Origin of the sequence: Pseudoalteromonas sp. SG43-3 (assembly GCF_014164385.1) — a bacterium.
Classification (GTDB): domain Bacteria; phylum Pseudomonadota; class Gammaproteobacteria; order Enterobacterales; family Alteromonadaceae; genus Pseudoalteromonas; species Pseudoalteromonas distincta.
Genome location: NZ_JACJFC010000010.1, coordinates 13,036 through 34,213 on the forward strand (window position 1 = coordinate 13,036; position 21,178 = coordinate 34,213).

A 21,178-nucleotide genomic window follows, 5' to 3' on the forward strand; every position below is an offset into this window, starting at 1 on the left:
TCATACTCCTAAATGTGCTGCCAACGTGGCGCGTGCACCTTGTTAATTAAATCAAGTTGTTGTTGATATATTTGCGCTAACATTGTCAGTAGCGCTTGGTTTTGTGGTTCGTTTTCAAGAGCTTGCTTTATTGCTTGCTCAGCATCTTCAAGTTCTTGTAGTTGCGCTTGCCAGTTAGTGGTTAATGCTTCTTTATTTTCGTATTCAACTAACAAACTATTTTTTTGAGCCGAAAAGTAATCACTTATAGCCACTACGGGCTGTGGTTCAGGTGCTATAACAAATATATTAACAGCAATTAAAACAGCCACAGTACACGCTGCTATTGCCGTTAGTTTTGGCCAAATAATAGTGCTGTTTGGGTTCTGCTTATTATTAACAATTGCTCGCTCAATCCCCGCCCATAAATCTTTTTGTGGCGTAATTTCTTTATCAAGCGTGTTTAATGACTTATTTAAGTAGTCGTTAAAGTTTGGTTTACTCATTTTCATACCACTCTTGTAATAACTGCCTAGCACGATGATATTGTGACTTACTTGAACCAACAGCCATACCTAATTGCTCCGCGATTTCCTCGTGCCTGTAACCTTCAATAGCAAATAATACAAATACCATACGTGCGCGCTCAGGAAGCCTTACTATTAACTTATCGAGGCCATTTAAGCCTTTGCAGTCGTTAGCTGATTGCTCATCCATACCGCTGTGTTCAATACTTACTACTTTTTGTAACCAGTTTTTTTGCTTACGCAGGTAACTTATCGCTACATTACTGGCAACACTATATAGCCAAGTAGAAAACTGCGAACGCCCATCAAACAATGCTATTTTATGCCATACCTGTACAAATACCTCTTGGGCGGCGTCTTCAGCGTGTGCTTGGTCTGCTAATAAGCGCAAACATAAACCGTATACTCGTTTTATATGTAACTCATAAAGCGTTGTGTATGCGCCTTGATCACCCGATTTAACTCGCTCAATGAGTGCAGCTTCGCACAAAGGCGCTGGGTCGGGTTTAACGTGTAACATCCGTGATGCCGCCTTTTAATTATTATTGTTGAGTTGCTATTTAAGTGTATTGATAAGTTAGACGTAATGACAGTTCGAAAAGGTTTAAAAGGAATGAAAAAATAATTGAATAAAAAAGGGGCTTATACGAGGCTTTATACCAATTCGCTTAATTAAGTGATCTATTTTGAGGATGGAAAAACGTGTTGATAGCTAGACAAAAAATTCGCTATTTAGTTGTTCTAAATGAGAATTTTTTAACACAGGTAGCGACACGTTTAGCCCCGCAAAATGATTAAGTATTATTGCGGATTGGTATTATTTAACTGTGCCCTCAACTAATGAAGTTAGCCAAATTATAGGCACAAAAAAGCCGTGCTAATAGCACGGCTTTTTTAGCTTAATTAAAAATTAAGCTTCAGCGATTACGATTACTTTGATAGTAGCCGTTACGTCTGAGTGAACTGAAATTGATACGTCAAATTCACCAGTCTCACGGATAGTACCTAGAGGCAAACGAACTTCTGACTTAGCAACTTCAACACCAACAGCTGAGATAGCGTCAGCGATGTCACGAGTACCGATTGAACCGAATAACTTACCTTCGTCACCAGCTTTAGATACTAATGTAACTTCTGCTAATGCTTCTAGTTTTTCAGCGCGTGCTTGTGCAGCAACTAACTGTTCAGCGATTTTCGCTTCAAGTTCTGCACGACGAGCGTCAAACGTTTCAATGTTAGCTTTAGTCGCAGGAACTGCCTTACCTTGCGGGAAAAGGAAGTTACGTGCGAAACCAGATTTAACTACAACCTGTTCACCTAGGCTACCTAGGTTAGCGATCTTATCTAGTAGAATAACTTGCATGTTTCTACACCTTTTAAAAACTGTTAATCCGCTGCTTACTTATGTAAGTCAGTGTATGGAAGAAGGGCTAAGTAGCGAGCACGCTTAATAGCAGTTGCTAGCTGGCGCTGGTATTTAGCGCTAGTACCTGTGATACGGCTAGGTACGATTTTGCCACTTTCTGTAACATAGTTTCTAAGAGTAGCTAGATCTTTGTAATCGATTTGTTGTACGCCTTCCGCTTTAAAGCGGCAGAACTTACGACGTCTGAAATAACGTGCCATGAGATTAATTCCTCAAATAATTCTTTCTATATGCTGAGCATGCAAAACCAATTGGCTAAGGCCGTTACGACCTTCGTGGCGATTTAAAAAACCACTCACTTGCAATGCCTGCCCAACGTGCAAATGTTGAGTCTGTTGTTGCATTTGCTTTCCACTGGCAACTACCTGAAGCCTCACATAACTATTACGGTTAAGGTCTGCTTCGGTTTGCATTGATTTATGTTCTACAACAAAAATACAATGCGGGATGCCAGCAGGGCTTTGGCTAAACTTGGGAGTTTTACAAACTACCCCAGATATAACCAGCTGATTCATATATGGGCTAACCATTATAATAACTGCTGACTACATGCCATGCTAGGACTCAAAACAATTAAGCAGCTGGTGCTTCTTTCTTCTCTTCTCTTGCAAGAGGAGACGCTTCAGTTACAGCATTTTTAGTACGCATAACTAAGTTACGAAGCACTGCATCGTTGTAGCGGAAAGTAGTTTCTAGCTCGCTGATTACTTCAGTAGGTGCTTCAACGTTCATAAGAACATAATGAGCTTTATGAAGCTTGTTGATTGGGTAAGCCAATTGACGACGGCCCCAGTCTTCAAGACGGTGGATAGTACCACCAGCTTCAGTGATAGAACCAGTATAACGTTCGATCATACCAGTTACTTGCTCACTCTGATCAGGGTGAACCATGAATACGATTTCGTAATGACGCATGGATATTCCTTACGGTTAATAGAGCCTTCTACCGTTTCGGCCGGTCGGTTTAAGGCAAGGAATTAATAGTTTAAAAGCCGAAATGAGCGCGCATTTTACGCTTAGACGGATAATTAAGCAAGCAGGTTTTTTAAGCTTTTATAGATAAGAGTTTAAAGGCAATTATTGCGAGCTTCGCTCATCCCGTTAGCAAGCCTTAGGCCTAAAGGAAAAGCTAACCTCGTAGTTTAATATTTATCATATACGCGAAGCTTGCGCGCATAAAAAAGCGCAGCTTTGAATTACTTAAGTCTAACACCTGCCTCAAAATATAAGTATTTACTCAAACTTAAAGCCGTGCAATTATTAAGCAATACATTATTAAATAAGGATATTTATGAAGCTCTTACTATCGCTTGTATTAATACTTACTTTTAGTACACCATTTTTAAGCCACGCAAAAACCAATACAACTGACATAACCGTTGGTAAAAAAGTCATTCTGCAATCAAAAATACTTAACGAAGACAGACCCATTAAAATTTTCATACCTGACACTGTAAAAGACGATCAGCCGCTTTATGTTATTTATTTACTTGATGGTGTTGAGCACTTTCATACGGCGTCTGGTGTTATTAAATCCCTTGTTGATTACGAGCAGATACCTAATGCCTTGCTTGTTGGTATTGATACAACTAACCGTGTTCGTGATTACTTACCTAAAGTAGATGGTGAGCCTAAAACTGAATTTCAAACCTTTGTAAAAAATAAATGGCCTGAAGCGGGGCAAACTGACGAGTTTTTGAAATTTGTTTCTGACGAACTTATGCCATACATAAATTCTAACTACTCAACTAACGGCTACAACACGTTAATTGGCCACTCTAATGCAGGTACTTTAGCGCTTTATACTTTAGTTAATCAGCCTGAGTTATTTAATAACTATATAGCTATAAGCCCAAACAGTTGGTGGAGTGATGAAGAATTAAAAAATAATATTATAAAATACACTAAAAGCCCTAAAGGCGGTCAATCGTTATTTATTAGTGTAGCAACTGAAGGGTCACGCTTTTATACAGGTGTATTAAATACTTTAGTAAATTTAGAACAACAAATGCCAACACAGCTAAAATGGGAATATAAGCATTACCCTACTTTTAGTCATATGGGCACCATACTACCAGCCCTTAGCGATAGCCTAATTCACTTATTTGGCGACCTAATTTTTAGCGTTACTGACGAGCACGGAAGATTTGCTGATGTATCGCTTATTACAGGTTACTACCAAGCACTGAGTGATAAATATGGGTTTGAGCTTAAAATTCCACAAGATGTATATGTAGAATTTGCTCATAGCCAGCAAAAATTTGGTAACACAGCCAAAGCTATTACCACGCTTAAACACTTTACTACCCATTACCCAAATGCAGCCTATTCTCACATGCGCTTATCGCAAGGCTATACTGCAAATAAGCAGTTCAAAGAGGCCGTCACCAGTATGAAACACGCATTAGAACTTGCTAAGCAAAACTCGCGAGATCCAATGTTAATTGATGCGCTCAAGGATATGGTGAATGAAGCACAAAAGAATTTGTAACTGATTTAACGCAAAGTACTTTTTAGCTAACGATAGTAATTACGAGCTAGGCTCGTCGCGTCAGCAAGCTAAACGCCTACAGGTAAAATTAAGCTCAGTGTTAAACTTTGCATATAGACGCTGAGCTTGCTCGCGTGAAAAGCGCAGCTTTTAATATATTTAAAACCTTCATAAAAAAAACCGATGTTTAAATTAAACATCGGTTTTTTTAATCAAGCTCATCGCTTTACTTTATCCGTTGGGTTTCGCTTCGCTCAACCCAACCTACGTTACTTTCCTATCGCTTCTTTAGCGAACAGGTGTTTTATTGGGCCTAAATTATCAACTAATGATAGCCCTACTCCGCGGATAAGTTTTTTAACCGGGTTTGCACCTTCAAATAACTCTTTTAACCCTTGCATCATGGCTATGTGCTTTTGCGCATCGAGCTTACGGGTACGTTCGTAATCGCGAAGTGTGCGCGTGCTTGCAAATTCTTTATTATTACTTGTTAAAAGCTCAATTAAATAAGCGGCATCTTTTAGGCCTAGATTCATACCAAGCCCTGCAAGTGGATGGATTGTATGTGCAGCATCGCCAATGAGTACCACTTTGCCTGAAACCCATTGCTGGGCGTAGCGCATTTTAAGTGGAAAAGCAGCGCGTTTGCTTTGCACTTCACACAGCCCGCATTGGCCATCTATGGCTGCCATTACGGCTTTATTAAAGCTGCTGTCGTCCATTGCAAGCAGCTCATCGCAGTGGTTTGGGCTAGTAGACCATACTATTGAATGGGTATTTGCATCGCTCAGAGGTAAAAATGCCAGCGGCCCGGTTGGTAAAAACACTTGGCGTGCGGTGTTTTCGTGCGGCTCTTTGGTTTTTACGGTTGCGACTAGCGCATGGTGATCGTAATCTTTAAAGCTAAGTGCCATATTAAATTGTTTGCGAATAGCTGAGTTTGCCCCATCAGCGGCCACCAGCAGTTTTGCAATAATTGGCTCGCCACTTTTAAGCGTTATAAATACATCTGATTCGCTTTGATGTATTTGCTGATACTGCGTATCAAACATTAGTGTTGCGCTGCTTTGTTGCTCTAGCTCTTTTATAAGCGCGTAGCGGATAATGTCGTTTTCAACAATATGGCCTAAATGCTCAAGCTCAAGTTGTTTGTTATCAAACGCTATTTTGCCAAAACTGTCGGCATCGCGTACATCCATATGCGTATAAACGCACGCTCGCTGTGTGATAATTTCTGGCCATACATTTAATTGCTCAAGCAAGGTTTGACTTGCAATGCTTAGCGCACTTACGCGCAAACCATATTCGTCAGTTGGCAACGCTTGTGTTGGTGCGCCGTCGAGTACAACGACGCTTATAGAGGCTTTTGCCAATCCAAGTGCTAGTGTTAGCCCTACGCAGCCACCACCTACAATACAAACCTGTGCTTGCTTCATAAACGCCTACCTTGTTTAACTTGCCCCATTAACTGTTTGGCTAATGGCGCTTTTAATGCAGGAAATAAATCCATCGAAAACAACCCAATACTGCGCCCCAATGCGAGCACTCGCGATGAGTTTGAAAAAAGCCTAACAAGTGCATCGGTTAAGCTCATTACGGTTTTTATATCATCACTGCGCTTTTTAGAATATTCACGTGTAAACGCATAGCTGCCTAAACCGTGTTGGCTGTTTGCTATTAAATTACTTAGTACTTGCACGTCGCGAAGGCCTAAATTAAAACCTTGCCCTGCAATAGGATGAATAGCATGTGCGGCATTACCAATAACCACTGTACGGTGCGCAGTCAAAGACTCGACTTGCCCGTAAACGAGCGGGTAACTCGTGCGCATGCCTACTTTAGTAAATTGACCACCGCGATAACCAAACGCACTTTGTAGGGCACTTATAAAGTCTTGTTCATTAAGTGCCATGTGCTGTTCAACCTGATCTTGGCTCATACACCACACCAACGAATAACGGTTATTGCTCATGGGTAATAACGCCATAGGCCCGCTTTGTGTAAAACGCTCAAAGGCATGATTATTATGCCCACCAGCTACTTCTACATTGGCAATAATTGCGCCTTGTTCATAAGGCTGGGTATTAAAGCCAAGCTCAAGTAAATTACGTGTGGGTGATTGTGCACCATCAGCAATAACCAATAGCGCTGCGTTTAATTGCTCGCCGCTTTGCAGGGTAAGTGTATTGCTATGCAGAGTTTGCTCAATGGCAATTACGCTATCAGGGCACAAAAGCGTAATATTTGATTGCGTTAAACGCAGGTGGAGCGCTCGGCCAAAAGGGTTAACTTCTACTACGTAACCAAGTGAAGGCTTAGAAAATTCGTCGCAATTAATGTGCGCTTTGCCAAAGTGGCCTCTATCAGACACGCTCACTTTTTTGATTGCGGCGGTGTAAGGGGCATTTTGTTCAAATAAATTGAGGCTTTGTAAATACTCTACCGATTGCTGAGCAAGTGCAATGCTTCTGTCGTCAAAGCTTGGGTGGTAGTCGCCGGTAACTTGATTAGCTTCTACAACGGCAATATTTAACGCGGGATTAGTTTTAGCCACACTTAACGCGCAGCTTGCTCCCGCTAAACCACCGCCAATAACAACTACATCAAACTGCTTAGCCACTTTACTCTCCGAGCTTTATACGTTTTTAGCACTTTGCATAAGTGCTTCTATATCGCTAATTTTTTTAGGCACGCTTAGGGTCAAGTTTTCATGGCCTGTTTCGGTAACTAGCAAGTTATCTTCAATACGAATACCAATGCCTTTGTATTTTTGCGGTGCGCTTGAGTCTTCGCTGATATAAAGCCCAGGCTCTATGGTGAGTACCATATCGGGCTCAAATGCACGCTCAACGTTATTTACTTTGTAATCGCCAACATCATGTACATCTAAACCAAGCCAATGCCCAAGCCCGTGCATGTAATATTCTTTACATGCCCCTTTTGCCATTAGCTCATCAAAGTCGCCGGTTAAAATACCTAAATCAAGTAAACCTTGGGTCATTACTTCCATTGCTAGTTTATTAGCATGCGACATGTAACCACCGGGTTTTACTTCATCAAAAGCAACTTCTTGCGCTTTAAGAACAATATTATAAAGCGCGGCTTGCTCTTCGCTAAATTGACCATTTACTGGAAAAGTACGGGTAATATCGGCGGCGTAACCTTGTAGCTCACAACCGGAGTCTATAAGTACCAGGTCGCCATTTTTTAATACGTCGCTATTTTGCGTGTAATGTAAAATATTGGCGTTGTCGCCACTACCAACAATTGTGCCGTACGCCGGGTGCGGCGCACCATTCATAGCATAATGATGATGCAGCTCTGCCTCTAGCTGAAATTCAGTAGCTCCGGGGTGTGAAAAACGCATAGCGCGCATGTGCCCTCTCGCACTAATTTCACAACCTTCTCGCATAACATCTATCTCGCTTGTCGATTTAAACAAACGCATTTCATGAATAAGGCCGCGTATTTCTTTTAAAGTACTCGGTGCTTTGAGGCCTTTTCGCGCACCACTTCTAAGTGTACCTAGTAACGTAAACACCTTGGTATCAAATGAAGGATAAGCACCTTGTGCAAAATAAATCGCATCTTTTTCATTTAGTATATCGAGTAGCTTATCGTTTAATTCACTTAGTGGGTAAGCTTCATCAAACAAGTAGTCACTTTTAGCTTTATCAAAGCCAACTCTGCGGCCATGCCAAATTTCTGCAAGCTTGTCTTTATCTAGGCAAAATAAAGTACTGGGTGCATCGCTGTTGTTACATAGTACAAGTACAGCGTCGGGTTCGTTAAAGCCTGTTAAATAGAAAAAGTCGCTATCTTGTCTAAATGCATATTCGGTATCGCGGCTACGCGTCACTTCGCTCGCAGCGGGAATAATAGCAACACTATTTTTATCCATTTGCGCAAGTAAACGCTCACGGCGTGCTTTAAATTCTGACTTTTGTACTTCAACCATTATTAACCAACCCGTTTAACTTTTTAAACTAATGAAGTGTTTTTTTAGTACTTTGCGTGTTTTGCTCTTTACCAAGCTCTGCAAAACAAAGTAGTGCTGATACGCGCACATATTCAATCACTTCGTGCAGCGCTTGGCTGTCTTCTTCGGTTTCTTCAAAAGTGGTATCTAGGCGAGTGATTTCGCTAAAGTCAGTAATAACCTCTTTAACATCGCTTGATAACTTACCGTAATCTTTTTGCTTTAAGCCAAAACCAAGCATAAACCCTGCTACCCATGATACGAGGCCATTAGCCTGATCGATGAGTGTTTCGTCATCGTTTGGTAAAAATAAATCAAACTGAAATTCGTCATCATTAAAGCTCGCAACTACTTGCTTATAAATAGTGCCAAAAAACTGCTTTAAATCGTTACTAAATGATTCACCATCGTTAAACACATCGCTCAAAAGGCCTAAGTATTCTTTGTCGTCAATGGTTAAACCACACGCAAGTAAACCACTAATTACACCATGCGCTTCGGCAGGTGATACAAATATTTCGTTTTTTTCTAAAAGCAGTTGAGCTTTTTCGTAATCGGGTAAATCGTTCATAATCGAATCTTCGCTTTGCAAGTTAAGGCAATGCTACCACTCGATAAAAAGCAACTCCAATTAATTGTATGATCAAGCTCAAAAACCATGCGATAAAGTAAATGACGAGTTAAAGGTGCGGGAAAACTAAGCGAACGGTTTAATTTTTTACGTTTAGGGTTTAAGGATTGGATTATGTCTTATATACTTAAATTGTTCCCTGGGGTACCGGAGCTTGGTTAAGTCCCTGAGCCGATAAATTTTATACCAGGATTTCTGTTCGTCTACTATTGTGCAAGCTCGGCATGTACCGAGAAGCCTACGGTAAACCGCAGATTTCCGCCCTGAAACCTTCTGGTTTCAGGACTGAAACCGGGTACCGTATCTTGGGGAACACCTTCTTACTTTTTATACTCCCTCTTATTACTTATTCATTTTTTTGCTATACCTTCGTACATTATTTTTATAATTTTTGGCAAAAAAAAGCTGCAAGCAATTTCTTACTTACAGCTAAATTTTAAATGCTTACGCTTATTTACTTAAACCAACCTTGAAAGCGCTCCATCATCATGTAGTTTATTGGTACTAACAATAAAGTAATAAAGGTCGCAAAAATAATCCCAAACCCTAGACTTACCGCCATAGGTATTAAAAACTGCGCCTGAGTCGCTTTTTCAAATAATAACGGCATTAAGCCAATAAAGGTCGTTAAACTTGTTAGCATTACAGGGCGAAAACGCGATGCACCGGCAAGTTTAACTGCATCTAGTAATTTGCCGCCTTCACTACGCTTTTTATTGATAAAATCAACTAGTACAAGGGAGTCATTTACTACCACCCCAGTTAGGGCGAGCATACCAAGCAAGCTCATAATGGTTAAATCCATGCCCATAATCCAATGCCCGACTACAGCACCTATCATGCCAAATGGAATTACACTCATTACTATAATTGGCTGTAAGTAAGACTTAAGCGGTATCGCTAATAGCGCATAAATTATGAAAAATACAAACACAAGTGCCCAAGCCAATGAGCCAAACGACTCTCGCTGCTCTCTAGCCTCACCTTCTAGTTTGTAATCTACTCCAGGATATTGCTGCATTAATTCATCTAAATACTCCGTTAGGTCAGCCTGAAGTATGGTCATGTTGGTGTTATTTTTTTCGATATCCGCTGTTACATTTAAAGTACGGTAGCGGTCTATTCGGTTAATAGTTGACGGGCTTTGCCCTGCGGTAAGGGTTGCAACATGCGATAACGGCACCGAACCACCAGTAGGTGTATTGATGAGTATATTTTGTAAATCGGCAACTGAGCGGCGCTCGTCTATAGGCAAGCGAACCATTACACGTACATCGTCACGGCCGCGCTGAATACGTTGGACTTGCGAGCCAAAGAACGAGTTACGCACTTGACCTGCAACATTGACTCTATTTAAGCCCAGCGCTAAGCCTTGCTGCGTAAGCTCTATTTGTAACTCTTCTTTACCATCAGACATGCTATCGGCAATATCAAATACCGTTGGGTAGGTCGATAAACGGGTTTTAATGTGATCAGCCACGTCTTGTAAAATAGTCAACGAAGTCCCGCTAAGCTGAACATCAATTGGGTCAGAACTTCGGCCAATTTCAGCTCTAAACGTTAAGCTTTCAGCGCCTGGAATGACACCAATTAAATCGCGCCATTCGCTGGCAAGCTCTCTTGATCCTATGTCTGATTCACGCTTTTCAGCCGGTGTTATTTCAAAGCGTACAGAACCTGAATTAGATACACCACCGCGCCCACCTGTTGTGGCTAATATATTTAAAATAACGCTTTCACCTGTATCTGGGTCGCGGTATTTTTCTTGTAATTGCTGCGCCTTTTGCGACATATCAATTACGTATTTATTAGTGACTTCAAACGGCGTACCTGTTGGTAGTGTTAAGTTAACGCGGACTGTTTCGCTTGGTATACGCGGGAAAAATACAAACTTAGTCCAACCACTAGTGATCATGGTTAAAATTATTATAAACACACCAACAAACAAACTTACCGAAGCCAATTTATGGCGCAGTGCTAAATTTAAAGTGGGTTGGTAGTATTTTAAAATCGCGTTTTCAAATCCATCTGCAAAACGCTGTTGAATAACATCAAACTTTGAAGGTTCACCTTTTTCGTGGCGTAGTTTTATATATTTTAAATGCGCGGGTAGTACAAATTTAGATTCAATCAATGAAAACAATAATACCGGAATAACCACTACCGGTATTTGTGCAAACAAAGCACCGCGCGCCCCTTCAATAAAGGCCAAAGGTAAAAAGGCGGCAACGGTAGTTAATACACCAAATGTTACTGGTGTTGCGACTTCTTGAGTACCTAAAATTGCAGCCTGCTCGCCCGACTTAGCTGTTTTTAAATGGGTATAGACATTTTCGCCAGTAACTATGGCGTCATCAACAACAATCCCAAGTACTAATATAAAGCCAAATAAGCTCATAATATTAAGGGTTACGCCAAATATAGGCATCGCTATAAACGCGCCCATAAACGAAACCGGAATACCAATAAATACCCAAAATGCAATTGCAGGTCGTAAAAACAAAGTAAGCAAAGCAAGTACTAAAATACCGCCTTGTAGGGCATTGGTCGTTAGTGTGGCAATTCGACTTTTAACCAGCTCCGAATCATCATCCCAGTAACTTAGTTCAAATCCTTGTGGAAGGGAGCTTTGTTGCTCTTTTATGTAATTTTTAACTTCGTCAGCAACAGTAATCGCACTTTGCGGACCAATTCGATATACGTCGATAAATGCAGCCTGCTTACCATTAAAGCGAGTACGTACTGGGGTTTCTTCAAAATCGTCTTTAATTATTGCAATATCGCCTAAACGAATAATAGTGCCGTCAGCTTGGTTTTTAACAACAATATTGGCAAATTCATCTTTACGATATGCTTGCCCTTTAGAGCTTATAAGTACGTCCCCACCTTCAGTTTTTAAGTTACCAGCAGAAATATCAGAGCTTGAATTAGCAATGGCACTCGATATTTGTGCCAAACTTAAATCGTACTGGCGAAGAACGTCTTGGCTTACTTCAATGGCAATTTCATAATCACGAACACCACTTAGCTCTACCTGCGTCACATTTGGTAAACGTAGAATTTGATCGCGTACTGTTTCTGCGTATTCACGGGTTTCTTTTTCGCCGTAATCACTTGATACGGTAACCGCGATAACTTCGCGAATTCGTTCCGCAAGCGCGACTATTGGCTTTTCAGCATCGGCTGGAAAGGTGTTAATTGCATCTACACGACTTTTAATATCGGCTAAAAGCTCACGCGGGTCGTAGCCCGTTTCAACTTCAATTGTTACAGAGCCTGAGCCTTCAGAAGAGCGGCTAAATATTTGCTTTATGCCCTCTAAATCTTGTACGGCTTCTTCTATACGAATTGTTACGCCTTGCTCTACATCCTCTGGTGTTGAACCGCGCAAACTTACGTTCACGCTTATCATGTCGGTTTCGAATGAAGGGAATACTTCAAGCGGTATTTTAGTCGATAAACTAAAAAGCCCCGACAGCAGCAGTGTTACTAGCAATAAGTTAGCTGCAACATGGTTTTTGGCAAACCAAGCTATCATGGCTTATCTCCTTGCTTTGCTGGACGGCGTTTTTTTAACTCTTCAACACTAATACCAAGCTCTTTTGCTTTTTGTTCAAGCTGCTCTGGAGTCGGGCGCTTTCCTTTACCTTGCCCATTCGCTCCACGGCTTTTAGGTTGATCTGCGCTTTGTTCACCTAAAATACTTACTTGAGTTCCTGAACTTACTTGACCAAGTGGAGTAATAACAAGCTTATCATTTGCGTTTAAACCGGTTTTTATCATCGCCTGAGTCGCATTTTGCCAAGCTAGTGTGATGTCTTTGCGCTTAAGTACGCCACCTTCAACAATGTAAACGTACGTTCCTTGATAAATTGTACTGTTAGGAATTATAAGTGCGTTAGATACTGTTCTGCCGGTAATTTGCGCTTTTATATACTGCCCAATTTTTATTGGGTACTGGTTATTTGCTGTTGCTTTATACTGGTCATTAATTTTAGCAACTACATAAAGCTGCTGTGCGCCTTCATCTATAGCACCTTCTGTGCGTGCTAATTGACCTTGCCACGTTTGCTCACCTACTAAGTCAGAAGTAAATTTAACAATTGAACCCGCTTGGTTTTTAGCACCATCGCGATACTGCTCTGGTAAATTTACAAATGGGAGATCTTTATTTTTAATTGGTAAGCGAATCTCAACGCTATCGATTGCGTAAATGGTTGCTAACTGTGTGTTGTTAGTAACAACTTGCCCTAAATCAACACTGCGGCTAAGTATACGCCCCGCATATGGCGCCGTTACTTTAGTGCGCTCTAAATCAAGCATCGCTTTTTCAAGTGCTGCCTGAGCCGATAAAACCTCAGCTTCAGCGGCTGCTAGTTGTGGCTCACGTAGTACTAAGCTGCTTGCCTGATTTGAGCCGCCAAGGCGCTTCCAATCGGTAATGGCTTGTTGCCCACGCGCCTTCTCTTCTAGCAAACCTTGCTCTGCGGTTAATAAATTGGCTTGAGCAGATTTAACTTCAGCCTGATGATCTCTGTCGTCTAGTTTTAAAAGTACATCGCCTTTTTCAAAAAAACCGCCTTCTCTAAAGTCATCACTTACTTCAATTATTTGCCCAGATGCCTGAGCCACTAACAAACTTTGTGTACGTGGTTTTACCGTACCGTAGCTGTCTATCATAACTTGATAATTTTGTGGTTTTAGCTCAAGCGCAGCCACACTTATTGATGCCTTCGGAGGTGTCCCAAAGCGTTTAGCCTCTGGTGGATTCCCCTTAATAAACATAACAATTAAAATTGTGGCAACAATAACCACCGCTGGAATAATAATTTTTGCTGTTTTAGTTTTCATCGTTATTGCTCTTTAGTTCACTTGAGGGCTTTGCAAAATCACCACCAAGGGCAATGTGTAGGTTAATTCTATTGGCTATTAATTGGTTTTTAATATCGATTAAGGAGCTTTGCGCGTCAAAAGAACGGTCTTGGGCATCAAGCACTGTCGTGTAAGTTACCAAGCCACTTTGATACTGCTCAAACGACAATTGCTCTGCAGCAAGTGCGTTTTCTTGTGCCTCTAACGTGCTTGTATATTGAGCTTTGAGGGACTGCTGCTGCGAAATTGCATTTTCAACATCACCAAATGCGTCATAAAGCGTTTGTAAATAAAGCTGCTCTTGCTTTTGAGTATTAAGACGCGCTATTTCTTCGTTGGCTTTTAAGCGCCCACCTTCAAAAAGTGGCGCTGAAATACTACCTAACAAAGACCATGCAAGGCTTGATGGAGAAAACAAGTCGCTTACTCTGTCTGTACTATCACTTAATGAAGCTGTTAAATCTAAACTTGGAAAGCGTTGTTTGTGCGCATATGCCAATGATGCGTCGGCTGCTAAAAGCTCATACCAACTTGCACGTAGAGTAGGTTTTCGCGTTATAAGCTCAGAAGGTAATCCTAGAGGAATATCGGTATTAATAACAGGTAAGTCACTACTAGCAGTAATAGCGCCTTTTGGGTATTCACCAAGTAAACGCTCAAGTACACGTGCTGATGCCGATAAACTCGCTTTTTGAGTGGCAATGCGAGAGCGTTCATTATTAAGCTCATTACGCGCTAAATACACATCGAGCGCTTCGTTTATGCCTTGGCGATAGCCAGCTTCAATAATATCGAGATTTTGTTGTGAGTTGGCTTCGCGACGCTTAAATAAATCCAGTAATTGCTGCGCCGTAACCACATCAAACCAACCTGTTACTACATCAGCAACAAGTTGCTGTTTAGCTTGCTCAAACCGTGCCTGCTGAGCTAAATAGTTAAGATTAGCTTCGCGCTTGGCGTCAGAGAGCTTACCCCATAAATCAACCTCGTAAGTTAAGTTTAAACTAGCTGAGCTTGCGTTGTCGTAACTTACAGGGCGGTTGTCTTTACTACGGCTTGTACGTGTTGATAAATCAAGGCTTGGCCAAAGTGCAGCGCCCGAGACTATAAGTTGCTGCTTTTGAATTTCAACATCATAACTCGTTTGCAAAAGCTGTTGGTTATTTTTAAGTGCTTGTTGTACAAATTTATTAAGCGTAGGATTTTGTAATTGTGTAAGCCATTGCTCTTGTACTTTTAATACTGAGCTTGATGCTTCTTGCTGCCATTGCTGAGGCATATTATTAGAGACTTGCATGCGCTGAGACGAGTTTAAATCACTCGCACAGCCGCTGAGCAGCATCACACTAATTGCCAGTAGGGTTGGCTTGCATTGCCAAATCATAATTAAACCTAAATTACTGCTATTTATGAACGTAATTCAAGCACTTTGGCAAATTTTGCTCAACTTACTTTACATAACATTACATAGCTAGCGATGAATTAACATAATAGCCAGTTATACGGTAAAAATGAGTAAATGATCAGCAATTTTTAATACTAAAATTAACTTTTTGCAATGTGTTTAAGAGATTAACTATACAAAAACAAAAAAGCCCCGCTATAAGCGAGGCTTTTAAATAAATGGTGCCGACTAACGAAGTCGAGCGGGTAACTTATACAGACTACTGATTACAAGTTAGTTGCTTTAAGTTACCTAAAATAAATGGTGCCGACTAACCGAGTCGAACGGATAACTTATACAGACTACTGATTACAAGTCAGTTGCTTCAAGTTACCTAAAATAAATGGTGCCGACTAACAGAGTCGAACGGATAACTTATACAGACTACTGATTACAAGTCAGTTGCTTCAAGTTACCTAAAATAAATGGTGCCGACTAACCGAGTCGAACGGTTGACCTACTGATTACAAGTCAGTTGCTCTACCAGCTGAGCTAAGTCGGCACACAAAACTGTGTGCTAAGGCACGTTCAATTTTAAAGATTGAGAACTTTTATAAAGCACTTAAAATAAAAAAACCTTGCATAAGCAAGGCTTTTCAATAAATGGTGCCTCGACGCGGAATCGAACCACGGACACGAGGATTTTCAATCCTCTGCTCTACCGACTGAGCTATCGAGGCACATAAACTGTGCTAGTTACAGATTAACGAAATTAACCTTTAACTTAATAAATGGTGCCGACTAACCGAGTCGACGGGTAATTTGAACAGACTACTGATTACAGTTTTTCTTTTCAAACTACTTTAAATAAATGGTGCCGACTAACCGAGTCGAACGGTTGACCTACTGATTACAAGTCAGTTGCTCTACCAGCTGAGCTAAGTCGGCACACAAAACTGTGTGCTAAGGCACGTTCAATTTTAAAGATTGAGAACTTAAAGTAAATGGTGCCTCGACGCGGAATCGAACCACGGACACGAGGATTTTCAATCCTCTGCTCTACCGACTGAGCTATCGAGGCACATAAACTGTGCTAATTAATTGTTATACTTTACAATTAACTTTATATAAATGGTGCCGACTAACCGAGTCGAACGGTTGACCTACTGATTACAAGTCAGTTGCTCTACCAGCTGAGCTAAGTCGGCACACAAAACTGTGTGCTAAGGCACGCGTAATAATGTTTAAACTGTTGATTAAACACCACTACTTTAATAAATGGTGCCTCGACCCGGAATCGAACCAGGGACACGAGGATTTTCAATCCTCTGCTCTACCAACTGAGCTATCGAGGCACTTAAACAGTGCTAATTAAAAATCTTAAAGTATTTTTAATGCAATTCCCACTCATCTCTACCGACTGAGCTATCTGGGCGTGCGGCGTATTAAACGAGTTTTGCCCTTACAAGTCAACTTTTTTTTTATTCTTTATAACTGTTTGAACGGTTTTCAGACAACTCAGTGTATTTTTTATTAATAACGTTCATTTTTACCACAAATCGAACTATAAATATAAATAAATCAGACTAAAACCGTAGTGAATTATTTTTTGTAAATGTTACGATTAGCTTAGATACGTACGATAGGGACTTATCGTAGTAAAATCACATCAATTGGAAACAATCAATGCAGAGTAAATTTTCATCGCCAGTCAAAGGCTTATTACCTCTTTTTTTAATCATAAATATTGCAGTAACAGCGCTTGCTATTATTGCCCACTCATTTTATTCACAAACTGAAGTTAAGACAGCCCAACCTGCATCATCTGTTAATATTGTAACGCTTGCCGATAGATTAGACTTACCTATGGTTGATGCATTAACTATGTATGGTCAAGGTAAAGTAAGGCAGTTACTTGATTTAACGTCGTTATTAGATGATGACTTTGAATATACTCTATATCGCTTCAATGCTACATCAGATACTCAGTTGGTATATAGCAGCAGTAAACCTGCTATCGCTTCAATTAAAACTGAAAAGCATCTAGTAGAAGAAGGCATCCTACATCACTTACTGCTGTTAAACGATCAACCTATTGGCGAGCTTATTATTAAGCAAAACCTACCAACCGCTCCTTTAAGCGCTCAAAACTCTCAAGTTATTGCCTACATTATTGCGATAGCAAGCGTAGCTGCATTATTTATATTTACTTTAATGTTTAATATGTACATTAATAGTCGCTTACGAAAAAGTACTGACACTCTTACACAAGAGCTGCAGGCAATCACCGAAAATGCTAATTACAATAGTAGTGTTGATGAGCAGCTTGATATTGGTTTAGGTGTAGTGGCAAAAAACATTAACTTACTGCTACAAAAAGTACAGACTGCGATGAGTGAGAATGACGCCGCACAAAAAGAGCTTTATAAATTACAAAATGGCCTAGAAGCCGAAGTGCAAAATCGTACTATAGCGCTTGAGCAAGCCACATTAAAAGCAGAGCGAGCAAGCGAAACCAAAACGACCTTTTTAGCCACAATGAGCCACGAAATAAGAACACCGATGAATGGTGTTATAGGAACTATTGATTTACTGCGCCAGACCGAACTTGATGGCGCTCAACATCGTTTAAGTACAATTATTCGTGAATCAGCATTTTCTTTATTGAGCATTTTAGATGATATCTTAGATTTTTCTAAAATTGAGGCTGGAAAGCTAAATATTGACCCGATCCCATTTTCGGTAACCGATACCATTGAAGAAGTTGCTCGAGTGCTCTCATCAGTTGCTAAAAAACGTGAGCTTGATTTAGAACTAGCAATAGCACCAGATATTCCAGTCAACCTTACCGGTGATAGTGTGCGTGTACGTCAGGTGCTTTATAACCTATGTAGCAACGCAATTAAATTCACTAGCACTGATGAAAAAACCCAAGGCCATGTAAAAATATCAGTAGAGGTGGTTCATAATACGACTGATCACTTTACCTTACGCTTTTGCGTCACTGATAACGGTAAAGGCATGTCGCAGACGCAACTTCGCGAAATATTTAATCCATTTATTCAGGCCGAAAACTCAATTACCCGAGAATATGGTGGCACCGGTTTAGGTCTTTCTATTTGTAAAAGCTTAACTGAGCTTATGCTAGGTACTATTCATGTAACTAGTCATACCGGAATTGGCAGTGAGTTTACAGTAGAGTTGCCGTTTAGCACATCGGGTAAAATTAAGTACGCACATAAAGGTGCATTAAATGGTAAGCAAATTGTTGTAGTTAGTAATCACCTAGAACGTGAAAAAACAATGTACCGTTATTTATCGTTCATGGGCGCTAAAATAATATATGCACACACAGAAGAAGAAATTGAAGAGCACCAGCATTCACAAGATATTATTTGGGTAGCTGATGGCATAGACAATATGGATAAAACTAATGCGCTGCTAAGACGTTTATTTTATTCATTAGAGGATTATAACCAACAAGTTGTTGTACTAAGTAAGCTTGATGAAGCAGCTATAAATCATAAAAACATTTTTTATATTAATGCCTCTCCTCTATGTAAATCTAACTTTATGCTTTCTATATTGGTGGCTGCAGGGTTACATACACCTAAGCAAATTAAAAAAACCAAAACACTTAATAACTATTTAAATGTTGAGCAGGCACGTAATTCAAACAAATTGGTTCTACTTGTTGAAGATAACCTTCTAAACCAACAAGTCCTCACCGATCAACTACATATACTGGGCTTTGGCGTTGAAATAGCTAACAACGGTGAAGAAGGTCTAGATATGTGGAGAAAAGGTGATTACTCACTTATTTTAACCGACTTACACATGCCTAAAATGTCGGGTTACGATATGGTCGAAAAAATCCGTAATGAAGCAGAGTTATTAGAATCGATTGATGCACAGCCTTACATTATTGCAGTAACAGCAAACGCACTTAAAGGCGAAAAAGAGCGCTGTTTAGCAGTAGGTATTAACGACTTCATTACCAAACCTATAGAGCTAAACGCGTTAGAAGAAACTCTAAAACGTTGGAGCGATAAACAAAGCCAAAACCCAAATGTAGTTATTCATCAAACTATGGCACTACCTATTGATATGGAAGCTGTTGCTAAATATGTAAACGGTGATGACGCTAAGCAAATTCGTTTTTTCAAAATGTATTTAGAACAAAGCCAAGGCTTAATTAAGAGTATTAATTCCGGCGTTATGGTTAACGATTTAAATGAGATTATTGAAGGGTGTCATCAATTAAAATCGATCTCCAAGACAATTGGTGCCCAAACGGTGGCAGAACTTTCAAGTGCATTTGAAGATAAATGTAAAGAAGGTGAACTCACAACCGATGAATTAATAGAGTTAAGAGATAAGCTGGAAATTGAATACTCTAAAGCTGCTCAATTTTTAAAGGAACAAATTAAAATATCTGAGCAAGAAGATGAGTTAAATGAATAAATAAACATAAAAAAAGGGCTTAATAGCCCTTTTTTTTATTTAAAACATTACTTTTCAGGCGGTCGATAACCTTCAATTTCTACATCTTTATTTTCAAACAAAAAACCAACCATTTGCTCTTCTAAAAATGTGCGGTGTTCTGGGTCCATCATATTTAAATGCTTTTCGTTAATAAGCATTGTTTGTTTATGTTGCCACTGAGCCCACGCTTCTTTAGAGATGTTATTAAAAATCTTTTCACCAATTTCACCAGGGTATAACTGAAAGCCAAGCCCTTCGGCTTCTTTTTGTAACTTTTGACAAAATACTGTACGTGCCATGATTGATTCTCTCTAACGCTAAATATGGGGCTATTCTATACTATTGCTGTAATTTGTTTAACCAACTTTTTAGTTGGTGCTGCTAGGCCAACCTCTATTGATTGATCAAGCGGATACCAGATTAATTGCTTATCGTTTACCACATCAGGAGTTTTCTTAACATTAAGCACATGTGAGTTAATCCTCAATTCAAAATGTGAAAACACATGAATAAACGCTTCAAGCTCTACTAAGTCGGCTTCTAGGCCTTGCTGAGCTAAAAATATTTGAAGCTCTTCGTACTCATTAAATTCAAAAAAGCCAAACAATCCGCCCCAAATACCGCTGTTAGGACGTTTTTCCATAAGCACTTTATCACCACACTGAATAATTAACTGATGACAACTCTTTTTAGGAACTGCTTTTTTAGGTTTTGAATGTGGAAACTCTTTTACTTTACCTGCATTAAAAGCACCACAGCCTGAGTTTAATGGGCAAGCCTCACAATCAAACCGGCTGCGTGAGCAAACGCTCGACCCTAAATCCATCATAGCTTGATTAAACTCAGTAACATTATCTTTAGGCGTTAACTGCTCTGATAAATGCCAAAGCTGGTTTTCGACCTTTTTAACGCCGTACCAGCCCTCAATCATAAAATAGCGCGCTAAAACTCGCTTCACGTTCCCATCTAAAATAGGGTGATGCTGCCCAAGCGACAATGATAAAACAGCCCCTGCAGTAGAGCGCCCTATTCCAGGTAAATCCATTACTTCATCGAGTGTTTTCGGAAACTCACCTTGGTATTTGTCACGCACTATTTTAGCTGTTTTGTGTAAGTTACGCGCACGAGCGTAATACCCTAAGCCAGTCCAGTGATGCAAAACTAAGTCTTCATCCGCATCAGCTAAAGCGATAATATCTGGAAAGCTTTGCATAAACTTTTCAAAGTATGGAATAACAGTAATAACTTGGGTTTGCTGCAGCATCACTTCAGACACCCACACTTTATAAGGTGTTTTACCTAGCTGCCACGGGAGTGTTTTACGCCCATGAAGGTGATACCAATCAACAACTTGATTAGAAAACCAGTGTGACTGTTCTTTATTTAAATCCAACATTTTTAACT

The 21,178-nt window shown here is 40.1% G+C and carries 17 protein-coding genes, 6 tRNA genes and 1 other RNA gene; 3 read left to right on the forward strand and 21 right to left on the reverse strand.

The genetic code is table 11. The annotated features are described in order from the left end of the window. Positions 1-8 precede the first annotated feature (8 nt). The 6 genes from H5157_RS10835 to rpsF form a co-directional block, all read right to left on the reverse strand. Positions 9-491 carry a hypothetical protein gene (locus H5157_RS10835; RefSeq protein WP_182715603.1) on the reverse strand — a complete coding sequence of 161 codons (483 nt, stop codon included), beginning with the start codon at positions 489-491 and terminating at the stop codon, positions 9-11. Then, a complete protein-coding gene (locus H5157_RS10840; RefSeq protein ID WP_182724672.1) occupies positions 478-1,026 on the reverse strand; it encodes an RNA polymerase sigma factor in 549 nt (182 codons plus the stop codon). The genes H5157_RS10835 and H5157_RS10840 overlap by 14 nt, the downstream gene beginning before the upstream one ends. A gap of 390 nt (positions 1,027-1,416) precedes the next feature. Continuing rightward, the gene (rplI, locus tag H5157_RS10845; RefSeq protein ID WP_002962755.1) at positions 1,417-1,869 is read right to left on the reverse strand and encodes a 50S ribosomal protein L9; all 453 of its coding nucleotides are present in this window, start codon (positions 1,867-1,869) and stop codon (positions 1,417-1,419) included. A gap of 35 nt (positions 1,870-1,904) precedes the next feature. After that, a complete protein-coding gene (gene rpsR / locus H5157_RS10850; RefSeq protein WP_002962753.1) occupies positions 1,905-2,132 on the reverse strand; it encodes a 30S ribosomal protein S18 in 228 nt (75 codons plus the stop codon). A gap of 12 nt (positions 2,133-2,144) precedes the next feature. Beyond that, positions 2,145-2,462, reverse strand: coding sequence for a primosomal replication protein N (gene priB / locus H5157_RS10855; RefSeq protein WP_004588456.1), 318 nt, complete (start codon positions 2,460-2,462; stop codon positions 2,145-2,147). 43 nt (positions 2,463-2,505) lie between these two features. Further along, the gene (gene rpsF, locus H5157_RS10860; RefSeq protein WP_002962750.1) at positions 2,506-2,847 is read right to left on the reverse strand and encodes a 30S ribosomal protein S6; all 342 of its coding nucleotides are present in this window, start codon (positions 2,845-2,847) and stop codon (positions 2,506-2,508) included. 376 nt (positions 2,848-3,223) lie between these two features. Here rpsF and H5157_RS10865 point away from each other — a divergent pair, with 376 nt between their 5' ends. Continuing rightward, positions 3,224-4,423 carry an alpha/beta hydrolase-fold protein gene (locus tag H5157_RS10865; RefSeq protein WP_182724673.1) on the forward strand — a complete coding sequence of 400 codons (1,200 nt, stop codon included), beginning with the start codon at positions 3,224-3,226 and terminating at the stop codon, positions 4,421-4,423. Positions 4,424-4,692: 269 nt separating this feature from the next. Here H5157_RS10865 and H5157_RS10870 read toward each other — a convergent pair whose 3' ends face one another. From H5157_RS10870 to H5157_RS10885, 4 genes are read right to left on the reverse strand one after another with little or no spacing between them, the layout of a single operon-like run. Next, a complete protein-coding gene (locus tag H5157_RS10870; RefSeq protein WP_182724674.1) occupies positions 4,693-5,859 on the reverse strand; it encodes an FAD-dependent monooxygenase in 1,167 nt (388 codons plus the stop codon). Then, entirely contained in the window at positions 5,856-7,043 is a 1,188-nt protein-coding gene (ubiH, locus tag H5157_RS10875; RefSeq protein WP_182724675.1) for a 2-octaprenyl-6-methoxyphenyl hydroxylase, read from the reverse strand. Before ubiH ends, H5157_RS10870 begins: the two co-directional genes overlap by 4 nt. A 15-nt stretch (positions 7,044-7,058) precedes the next feature. After that, positions 7,059-8,381: a Xaa-Pro aminopeptidase gene (gene pepP, locus H5157_RS10880; protein WP_182724676.1), complete on the reverse strand. Its 1,323-nt coding sequence runs from the start codon at positions 8,379-8,381 to the stop codon at positions 7,059-7,061. A gap of 28 nt (positions 8,382-8,409) precedes the next feature. After that, the gene (locus H5157_RS10885; protein ID WP_002962745.1) at positions 8,410-8,973 is read right to left on the reverse strand and encodes a UPF0149 family protein; all 564 of its coding nucleotides are present in this window, start codon (positions 8,971-8,973) and stop codon (positions 8,410-8,412) included. A 193-nt stretch (positions 8,974-9,166) separates the two neighbouring features. Here H5157_RS10885 and ssrS point away from each other — a divergent pair. Continuing rightward, positions 9,167-9,349, forward strand: a non-coding RNA gene (gene ssrS, locus H5157_RS10890) — 6S RNA. A 138-nt stretch (positions 9,350-9,487) separates the two neighbouring features. On the opposite strand, the gene H5157_RS10895 is transcribed toward ssrS, so the two are convergent. The 9 genes from H5157_RS10895 to H5157_RS10935 form a co-directional block, all read right to left on the reverse strand. Beyond that, a complete protein-coding gene (locus tag H5157_RS10895) occupies positions 9,488-12,571 on the reverse strand; it encodes an efflux RND transporter permease subunit (RefSeq protein ID WP_182724677.1) in 3,084 nt (1,027 codons plus the stop codon). Beyond that, a complete protein-coding gene (locus H5157_RS10900) occupies positions 12,568-13,884 on the reverse strand; it encodes an efflux RND transporter periplasmic adaptor subunit (protein WP_182724678.1) in 1,317 nt (438 codons plus the stop codon). Before H5157_RS10900 ends, H5157_RS10895 begins: the two co-directional genes overlap by 4 nt. Continuing rightward, positions 13,874-15,289 carry a TolC family protein gene (locus H5157_RS10905; protein WP_182711834.1) on the reverse strand — a complete coding sequence of 472 codons (1,416 nt, stop codon included), beginning with the start codon at positions 15,287-15,289 and terminating at the stop codon, positions 13,874-13,876. Before H5157_RS10905 ends, H5157_RS10900 begins: the two co-directional genes overlap by 11 nt. Positions 15,290-15,775: 486 nt before the next feature. After that, a tRNA-Thr gene (locus tag H5157_RS10910) sits at positions 15,776-15,851 on the reverse strand. A 102-nt stretch (positions 15,852-15,953) separates the two neighbouring features. Then, positions 15,954-16,029, reverse strand: a tRNA-Phe gene (locus H5157_RS10915). A 132-nt stretch (positions 16,030-16,161) separates the two neighbouring features. After that, positions 16,162-16,237: transfer RNA gene (locus H5157_RS10920), tRNA-Thr, on the reverse strand. Positions 16,238-16,294: 57 nt separating this feature from the next. After that, positions 16,295-16,370: transfer RNA gene (locus H5157_RS10925), tRNA-Phe, on the reverse strand. A gap of 51 nt (positions 16,371-16,421) precedes the next feature. Then, positions 16,422-16,497, reverse strand: a tRNA-Thr gene (locus tag H5157_RS10930). A 71-nt stretch (positions 16,498-16,568) separates the two neighbouring features. Continuing rightward, positions 16,569-16,644 (reverse strand) — tRNA-Phe (locus H5157_RS10935). A gap of 331 nt (positions 16,645-16,975) precedes the next feature. On the opposite strand from H5157_RS10935, the gene H5157_RS10940 reads away from it, so the two are divergent. Continuing rightward, positions 16,976-19,753 (forward strand): hybrid sensor histidine kinase/response regulator, encoded by a 2,778-nt coding sequence (locus H5157_RS10940; protein ID WP_024597693.1) that lies wholly within the window; start codon positions 16,976-16,978, stop codon positions 19,751-19,753. Positions 19,754-19,800: 47 nt separating this feature from the next. On the opposite strand, the gene H5157_RS10945 is transcribed toward H5157_RS10940, so the two are convergent. Continuing rightward, positions 19,801-20,073 carry an oxidative damage protection protein gene (locus H5157_RS10945; protein WP_002962543.1) on the reverse strand — a complete coding sequence of 91 codons (273 nt, stop codon included), beginning with the start codon at positions 20,071-20,073 and terminating at the stop codon, positions 19,801-19,803. Between the two features lie 35 nt (positions 20,074-20,108). Then, the gene (gene mutY / locus H5157_RS10950; RefSeq protein WP_182724679.1) at positions 20,109-21,170 is read right to left on the reverse strand and encodes an A/G-specific adenine glycosylase; all 1,062 of its coding nucleotides are present in this window, start codon (positions 21,168-21,170) and stop codon (positions 20,109-20,111) included. Positions 21,171-21,178: the final 8 nt, after the last annotated feature.

Excerpts from the sequence above, each read along its gene's own strand:
- H5157_RS10835 (WP_182715603.1), bottom strand. The coding sequence starts at position 491 with ATGAAAATGAGTAAACCAAACTTTAACGACTACTTAAATAAGTCATTA.
- H5157_RS10840 (WP_182724672.1), bottom strand. The coding sequence starts at position 1,026 with ATGTTACACGTTAAACCCGACCCAGCGCCTTTGTGCGAAGCTGCACTC.
- rplI (WP_002962755.1), bottom strand. The coding sequence starts at position 1,869 with ATGCAAGTTATTCTACTAGATAAGATCGCTAACCTAGGTAGCCTAGGT.
- rpsR (WP_002962753.1), bottom strand. The coding sequence starts at position 2,132 with ATGGCACGTTATTTCAGACGTCGTAAGTTCTGCCGCTTTAAAGCGGAA.
- priB (WP_004588456.1), bottom strand. The coding sequence starts at position 2,462 with ATGGTTAGCCCATATATGAATCAGCTGGTTATATCTGGGGTAGTTTGT.
- rpsF (WP_002962750.1), bottom strand. The coding sequence starts at position 2,847 with ATGCGTCATTACGAAATCGTATTCATGGTTCACCCTGATCAGAGTGAG.
- H5157_RS10865 (WP_182724673.1), top strand. The coding sequence starts at position 3,224 with ATGAAGCTCTTACTATCGCTTGTATTAATACTTACTTTTAGTACACCA.
- H5157_RS10870 (WP_182724674.1), bottom strand. The coding sequence starts at position 5,859 with ATGAAGCAAGCACAGGTTTGTATTGTAGGTGGTGGCTGCGTAGGGCTA.
- pepP (WP_182724676.1), bottom strand. The coding sequence starts at position 8,381 with ATGGTTGAAGTACAAAAGTCAGAATTTAAAGCACGCCGTGAGCGTTTA.
- H5157_RS10885 (WP_002962745.1), bottom strand. The coding sequence starts at position 8,973 with ATGAACGATTTACCCGATTACGAAAAAGCTCAACTGCTTTTAGAAAAA.
- H5157_RS10895 (WP_182724677.1), bottom strand. The coding sequence starts at position 12,571 with ATGATAGCTTGGTTTGCCAAAAACCATGTTGCAGCTAACTTATTGCTA.
- H5157_RS10900 (WP_182724678.1), bottom strand. The coding sequence starts at position 13,884 with ATGAAAACTAAAACAGCAAAAATTATTATTCCAGCGGTGGTTATTGTT.
- H5157_RS10905 (WP_182711834.1), bottom strand. The coding sequence starts at position 15,289 with ATGATTTGGCAATGCAAGCCAACCCTACTGGCAATTAGTGTGATGCTG.
- H5157_RS10940 (WP_024597693.1), top strand. The coding sequence starts at position 16,976 with ATGCAGAGTAAATTTTCATCGCCAGTCAAAGGCTTATTACCTCTTTTT.
- H5157_RS10945 (WP_002962543.1), bottom strand. The coding sequence starts at position 20,073 with ATGGCACGTACAGTATTTTGTCAAAAGTTACAAAAAGAAGCCGAAGGG.
- mutY (WP_182724679.1), bottom strand. The coding sequence starts at position 21,170 with ATGTTGGATTTAAATAAAGAACAGTCACACTGGTTTTCTAATCAAGTT.